The following is a 7,906-nucleotide window of genomic DNA, read 5'->3' as shown; positions in this document are numbered from 1 at the left end:
GCGCTGCTCTGGGGCACCGACGGCCGGCTCGACTACGGCGACCTGGCCGCGCAGGCCGACCGCGTCGCCGGAGCGCTGGTCGCCAACGGGCTCCGTCCGGGCGACCCGGTGGCGGTCACCGTCGAGAAGGGACCACGGCAGGTCGTCGCGGTGCTCGGCGTGCTGCGGGCCGGCGGGGTGTACGTGCCGGTCGGCGTCGACCAGCCGGCCGCCCGCCGGGCCCGGATCCACACGGTGGCCGGGGTGCGGCACGTGGTGACCGGGGTGCCCCTGCCGGAACTGCCCGCAGACCTGTGCGTGCTCGACGTGGCGGACCGCTCGTACCCGCCCGCCGGCCCGGTTCCCGGCACCGACGACGACCCGGCCTACCTGCTGTTCACCTCCGGCTCCACGGGCGAGCCGAAGGGCGTGCAGGTGCCGCACCGGGCGGCGGTCAACACGATCGACGACATCGGCCGGCGCTTCGACGTCGGTCCGGAGGACCGGGTGCTCGCGGTCTCGGCCCTCGACTTCGACCTCTCCGTGTACGACATGTTCGGCATGCTGAACGCCGGTGCGGCGCTGGTCTGCGTCGGCGAGGACGAGCGGCGGGACGCCGACCGCTGGGTGGAGCTGGTCCGCCGGCACCGGGTCACCGTCTGGCAGTCCGTGCCGGCGCTGCTGGACATGCTGCTGACCGCCGGTGCCGACGGCGACCTGCCGCTGCGGCTGGCCCTGCTCGGTGGCGACTGGGTCGGGCTCGACCTGGCCGGACGGTTGGCCGCACAGGCCCCGGGCGCGGTCCTGGTGGCGCTCGGCGGCACCACGGAGACCGCGATCCACTCCACCGTCCAGGTGGTGCCGGTGCCGGTGCCCGGGGACTGGCGTTCGGTGCCGTACGGCGTGCCCCTGGCCAACCAGCTCATGCGGGTGACCGACCCGGCGGGACGGGACCGGCCCGACTGGGTCACCGGTGAACTCTGGATCGGTGGCCTCTCGGTGGCCGACGGCTACCGGGGCGACCCCGACCGCACCGCCGCGCAGTTCCGCGAGATCGACGGGGTGCGCTGGTATCGCACCGGTGACCTGGCCCGCTACCACCCGGACGGCACCGTCGAGTTCCTCGGTCGGGCCGACGCCCAGGTCAAGATCCGGGGGCACCGGATCGAGTTGGGGGAGATCGAGACCGCACTGGAACGGCACCCCGCCGTCCGCCGCGCGGTCGCGGTCGCCCTCGGTACGCCCCGGCAACTCGCCGTCGCCGTCATCACCGAGACCGACCTGGACCCGGCCGCGCTGCGTGACTGGCTGGCCGAGCAGGTGCCCGGGTACATGGTGCCCGAGCGGGTGGTGCTCACCGACGATCTGCCGCTGTCGGCCAACGCCAAGATCGACCGACGGGCGGTGGCCCGCCTGGTCGACGCCGCCCGCCCCGGGACCGAGCAGCTCGAACCGCCGGTCGGCGACATCGAGCGCGAGGTGGCCCGGATCTGGGCCGAGCTGCTCGGGGTGCCCGCCGTCGGGCGGCGGCAGAGCTTCTTCGCCGCCGGTGGCGACAGCCTGGTGGCCACCCGCTCGATGGCGCTGCTCGGCGCCGCCGGGCTGGACGGCGCGAACCTGCGCCAACTCTTCGCCACCCCGGTGCTGGCCGACTTCGCCGCCACCCTGCGCCGCGTCGAGGGGGACCGCCCGGTCGCCGTCGCACTGCGGGCCGACCCGGCGAACCGGTACGCGCCCTTTCCCCCCACCGACGTGCAGCGGGCGTACTGGCTGGGGCGCAGCAGCGAGTTCGCGCTCGGCGGCGTCGGCTCGCACTGGTACTGGGAGTTCGACGGCGCGGACGTCGACCTGGACCGGCTGGAGGACGCGGTCGACCTGCTGGTCGCCCGGCACGACATGCTCCGCGCGATCTTCGACGACGACGGCGACCAGCGGGTGCTGGCCGAGGTGGACCGGTTCCGGATCACCGTCCGCGACGGCGGTGACGCCGAACTGCGCGAACTGCGGGAGCGGATGGCCCACCGGGTCCCCGACCCGAGCCGGTGGCCGCTGCTGGAGATCGCCGCCGTCCGGTACGCCGACGGCCGGGTCCGGATCGGGTTCAGCTTCGACTACATCGTGCTCGACGCGCTCAGCATCGTGATCTTCTTCGACGAGCTGACCACGCTCTACACCGACCCGGCGGCCTCGCTGCGGCCGGTCGGCGTGACCTTCCGTGACTACGTGCTGGCCGACTCGTCGACCGTCGAGGACGACCAGCGGTACTGGCGGGAGCGGCTGGACAGCCTCCCGCCCGCGCCGCCGCTGCCGCTCGCCGTGGACCCGGACACCGTGGTCGCCCCGCGCTTCGTCCGCCGGGAGGACCGGCTCGACCCGACGCAGTGGGCCCGGCTGACCGAGCAGGCCCGGCGGCACGGGGTGACCCCGGCCAGCGTGCTCGCCGCCGCCTTCGCCGAGGTGCTGTCGGCCTGGTGCGGTCGCGGGGAGCTGACCCTCAACCTCACCCTGTTCAACCGTCGTGACGTGCACCCCGACATCAACAACATCCTCGGCGACTTCACCTCCCTGCTGCTGCTGGCGCATCGGGCGGGGGAGGGGGACACCTGGCTGGACGTGGTCCGGCGCACCCAGGAGCAGGTCTGGGAGGGGATGGCCCACGACTCGGTCTCCGCGCTGTGGGTGCTGCGCGAACTGGCCCGCCGTCAGCAGGGCGGCGCGGTCAGCATGCCGGTCGTGTTCACCAGCGCCCTCGGTGTCGCCGGTGGCATGAGCGAGATGTCCTTCCCCTTCGGCGAGCTGGTCTGGGGCATCTCGCAGACCCCGCAGGTCTGGCTCGACAACCAGGTGATGGAGCGCGACGGCGGACTGGTCTACAACTGGGACTCGGTCGACGAACTGTTCCCGCCCGGCCTGCTCGACGCCATGTTCGACGCGTACCGGGAGCTGCTGCTGCGGCTGACCACGGCGGACTGGGAGGCCGTGCCCCCGGCCCCGCTGCCGGCGGCGCAGCGGCGGGTCCGGGACACGGTCAACGACACCGCCGGCCCGCTGCCGACCGGCCTGCTGCACACCGGCTTCTTCCGGCACGCCGCCGCCACGCCCGACGCGACCGCCGTGGTCACCGCCGACGGACTCACGGTCGACTACCGCGAACTCGCCGTGCGGGCGCTGCGTCTCGGCGGGGCGTTGCGCGCGCACGGCGTCCAGCCCGGTGACGCCGTCGCGGTGACCCTGCCGCGCGGCGTCGACCAGGTCGCCGCGGTCCTCGGCGTGCTCGCGGCGGGCGGACACTACGTCCCGGTCGGCGTCGACCAGCCGGCCGAGCGCCGCGACCGGATCTACTCCCGGGCCGGGGTACGCGCCGTCGTCGCCCCACCCGACCTGGACACCGGTCACCCGGTGGTGGCGCCGGACACGCCCGCCACCCCGTTGCCCGCACCGGTCGGGGTGGACCCGGACCGGCTCGCCTACATCATCTTCACCTCCGGCTCCACCGGTGAGCCGAAGGGCGTGGAGATCACCCACCGGGCGGCGCTGAACACCGTCGACGACATCAACACCCGCTACGGCGTCGGCCCCGACGACCGGGTGCTGGCCATCTCGGCGCTCGACTTCGACCTGTCCGTGTACGACGTCTTCGGTCTGCTCGGCGCCGGCGGTGCGGTGGTCTGCGTCGCCGACGAGGACCGGCGGGAGGCCCGCCGGTGGGTCGCCGTCGCCCGCAGTGCCGGGGTGACGATCTGGAACTCGGTGCCCGCGCTGCTGGACATGCTGCTGGTCGCGGCCGACACCGACGGCCTGCCCGACGGGCTGCGGCTGGCCCTGCTCTCCGGCGACTGGGTCGGGCTCGACCTGCCCGGACGGCTGCGCGACCGGTGCCCCGAGGCCCGGTTCGTCGCCCTCGGCGGGGCGACCGAGGCGGCCATCTGGTCCAACGCCTGTGACATCGACGTGGTGCCCGCGCACTGGCGGTCCGTGCCGTACGGGCTGCCGTTGCGCAACCAGCGCTACCGGGTGGTCGATCCACGCGGCCGGGACTGCCCGGACTGGGTCCCCGGTGAGCTGTGGATCGGCGGTGTCGGGGTGGCCCGGGGCTACCGGGGCGACCCGGAGACCACCGCACGACAGTTCGTCACCGTGGACGGACAGCGGTGGTACCGCACCGGGGACCTCGGCCGGTACTGGCCCGACGGCACGCTGGAGTTCCTCGGCCGGGTCGACTTCCAGGTCAAGATCCGTGGGCACCGGATCGAGCTGGGGGAGATCGAGGCGGCCGCGGAGGCGTACGCCGGGGTGGCCCGCGCCGTCGGGCTGACCGTCGGCGAGGGTACGCACCGGCGGCTGGCGCTGGCCGTGGTCGCCGCCGACGAACCGGTCGACGAGGCGGCCCTGGTCGGCTTCCTGGCGACTCGGCTGCCCAGCTACATGGTGCCGGAACGGGTGGTCGGCGTCCCCGGGCTGCCGCTGACCGCCAACGGCAAGGTGGACCGTCGGGCGTTGACCGCCCAGGTGGACACCGAACCCGACGACGCGGCCGACGAGAGCCCGCGCGGGGACAGCGAGAAGCTGATCGCCGAGATCTGGGCCGAGGTGCTCGAGTGCGAGCGGATCGGCCGGCAGCAGAGCTTCTTCGCCCTCGGCGGGGACAGCCTGCTGGCCACCCGGCTGGTGGAGACGCTGCGGCTGCGCCACGGGGTGGAGCTGTCGTTGCGGCAGCTGTTCCTGGCGCCGACCGTGGCGCAGTTGGCAGACGTCTTCGACGCCCACCGCGGCGCGGTGGAACCCGGTGACTTCGAGGAGGGCACGATATGAGTCAGTCGTCCGCCGGTGACCTGCTCGCCGAGTTGGAGAGCGTGGGGGTACGGGTCTGGTTGGAGGCCGGTCAGCTGCGTTTCCGGGCACCCCAGGGGGCGATGACGCCGGATCGTCGCGAGGCGTTGCGCGCCCGACGCGACGAGATCGTCGCGCACCTCGACAACGCCGCCGGCAACGGCACCCTGGTCCCCGACCGGGCGCACCGGCACGACCCGTTCCCGGTCACCGACGTGCAGGCGGCGTACCTGCTCGGGCGGGGCGAGACGTTCGCGTACGGCGGCGTCGCCTGTCACGGCTACGGCGAACTGGTCTATCCCGAGCTGGACCCGGAGCGGATGACCGCCGCCTGGCGGGCCCTGATCGCCCGGCACGACATGCTCCGCGCGGTGGTGGAGGCCGACGGCGCGCAGCGCGTGCTGGCGGAGGTGCCGCCGTTCGAGGTGCCCGTGATCGACCTGACCGGCCGTCCCGAGGCGGTGGTCGACGCGGCGGTCAGCGCCGTCCGCGCCGAGATGGACCACCTGGTGCACACGCCCGACCGGTGGCCGCTGTTCGCCGCCCGGATCACCCGCGCCGACCACCGGACCGTGCTGCACGTCTCGATCGACTTCCTGATCGCCGACTTCATCAGCGTCCAGGTGGTCCTCGACGAGCTGCACCGGCTCTATCACCGGCCGGACGAGCCGCTGCCGCCGCTGGAGATCACCTTTCGGGACTACCAGCTCGCCGAGCGCGCGGTGCGGGACAGCCCGCGCCACGAGCGGGACAAGCAGTGGTGGCTGGCCCGGGTCGACGAGCTGCCGGCCGCGCCGGAACTGCCCACGGTGGCCCGTCCCGCCGACAGCGAGGGCCGGTTCCGCCGCTGGGAGACCCGGCTCTCGTCGCAGGTCTGGGAGGGGCTGCGGCAGCGCGCCGGCCGGCACGGGGTCAGTCCGTCCGGTGCGGTGCTGGCCGCGTTCTCGGACACCATCGCGGCGTACAGCCGGCGGTCCCGGTTCACCCTCGACATCACCCTGCTCAACCGCGCGCCGGTGCACGACCAGGTCAACGCGCTGGTCGGCGACTTCACCTCGGTGGACCTGCTGGCCGTGGACGCCGACCCGACCCGCCGCTTCGACGAGCGGGCCCGGGACCTGCAGGCCCAGCTCTGGGAGGACCTGGACCACCGCTCGTTCAGCGGCATCGAGGTGATGCGGGAGATCGCCCGCCGGCAGGGCGCCGAGGCGGCCCTCTTCCCGGTGGTCTTCACCAGCGCCATCGGCATCACCTCGGCCGGGGCCGCCGCCGGCGGCGCGCCGCTGGGCGAGCTGGGCTACGGGATCAGCCAGACGCCGCAGGTCTGGATCGACTGCCAGAACATCGAGCGTGACGGCGGCCTGGTGTCCAACTGGGACGTCCGCGAGGAGGTCTTCCCGCCCGGCGTGGTCGACGACATGTTCGCCGCGTACGACGCGGTGCTGCACCGGCTGGCCGGCGACGACGCGGCCTGGACCGGGACCGGGCACCCGGACCCGCCCGAGGCGACGCGGGACCGTCGCGCCGAGACCAACCGGACGCAGGCCCCGGTCCCCGCCGGGATGCTGCACGACAGGGTGGTGTTGCAGGCGCTGAGCACCCCGGACCGGCCCGCCGTCGTCGCCGCCGACCGCACGCTGGACTACGCCGAGCTGCTCGGTCGGGCCGCCGGGGTGGCCGAGGCGCTGACCGCCGCCGGCTGCCGCCGCCAGGAACTGGTCGCGGTGGTCATGGACCGGGGCTGGGAGCAGGTCGTCGCGGTGCTCGGCGCGTTGCTGGCCGGCTGCGTCTACGTACCGGTGGACACCTCGCAGCCGGCGGCGCGCCGCCGGACCATCCTGACCAACGCCGGGATCCGGTGCGCGCTGACCCAGTCCGGAGTGGACCGGGACGGCTGGGCCGAGGGGCTGCGCCTGCTCGACGTGGACCTGCTCGGCACCGGGCAGCCGCAGCCGGTCGAGGGCTCCGGCGACCCGGAGGAGCTGGCGTACATCATCCACACCTCCGGCTCCACCGGTAGCCCCAAGGGCGTCATGATCAATCACCGTGGCGCGGTGAACACGGTGCTCGACATCAACGACCGCTTCGGCGTCGGCCCCGACGACCGGGTGCTCGGCCTCTCCAACCTCGGCTTCGACCTGTCGGTGTACGACGTCTTCGGCCCGCTCTCGGTGGGCGGCGCGGTGGTGCTGCCCGACCCGCAGCGGCGCGGGGACCCGTCGCACTGGGCCGACCTGGTCGGCACGCACGGCGTCACGGTGTGGAACTCGGTGCCGGCCCAGTTGCAGATGCTGCACGACTACCTCGTCTCGGCCACCGCCACCGTGCCGGACGGACTGCGACTGGCGATGGTCTCCGGCGACTGGATCCCGGTGGCGCTGCCGGACCAGATCCGTGCCCGGGTGCCCGGACTGCGCATCGTCAGCCTCGGCGGGGCGACCGAGGCGTCCATCTGGTCGATCTGGTATCCGATCGAGCAGGTCGACCCGGAGTGGCGCAGCATCCCGTACGGCCGCCCGCTGACCAACCAGAGCTTCCACGTGCTCGACGCGGCCCTGCGGCCCCGTCCGGACCTGGTCAGCGGCGAGCTGTACATCGGCGGTGTGGGGCTGGCGGTGGGCTACCTCAACGACCGCGAGCGCACCGCCGAGCGCTTCGTCGTGCACCCGCAGACCGGTGAGCGGCTGTACCGCACCGGTGACCTGGGCCGGTACCTGCCCGACGGCACCATCGAGTTCCTCGGCCGGGAGGACCTCCAGGTCAAGATCCGGGGCTACCGGATCGAGTTGGCCGAGATCGAGGCGGCGCTGGGCGGACATCCGGCGGTCGCCGGGGCGGTGGTGGTGGTCGACGGCGACACCCCGCTGGAGCGGCGGCTGGCCGCGTTCGTCGAACCCGCCGGACGGCCGGTCACCGCTGCGCAGGCCGAGCACGACCAGGCCGCCCTGCGGCAGCTCGGCGTGGACGCCTGCGTCGACGCCGACAGCACGCTCGCCGGTGTCGACCGGGAGCGCTACCTCGCGTACGCCCACCGGCTCGACGACGTCGCGCTGCCGGCCATGGTGGACGCGTTCCGCGCCGCCGGGCTGTTCGCCGC

The 7,906-nt window shown here is 74.0% G+C and carries 2 protein-coding genes; both read left to right on the top strand.

The genetic code is table 11. The features are described from left to right. Positions 1 to 4,791: non-ribosomal peptide synthetase (locus EYA84_RS21690; protein WP_131054885.1), on the top strand; the 4,791-nt coding region annotated here is incomplete at its 5' end. Further along, on the top strand, positions 4,788 to 7,906 hold a 3,119-nt coding region (locus EYA84_RS21685; protein ID WP_131054884.1), incomplete at its 3' end, for an amino acid adenylation domain-containing protein. The genes EYA84_RS21690 and EYA84_RS21685, both read left to right, overlap by 4 nt.

Source organism: Verrucosispora sp. SN26_14.1 (assembly GCF_004307965.1).
Classification (GTDB): domain Bacteria; phylum Actinomycetota; class Actinomycetes; order Mycobacteriales; family Micromonosporaceae; genus Micromonospora.
The sequence above is the reverse complement of the archived record's forward strand: the minus strand, read 5'-3'. Positions and strand labels throughout refer to the sequence as shown.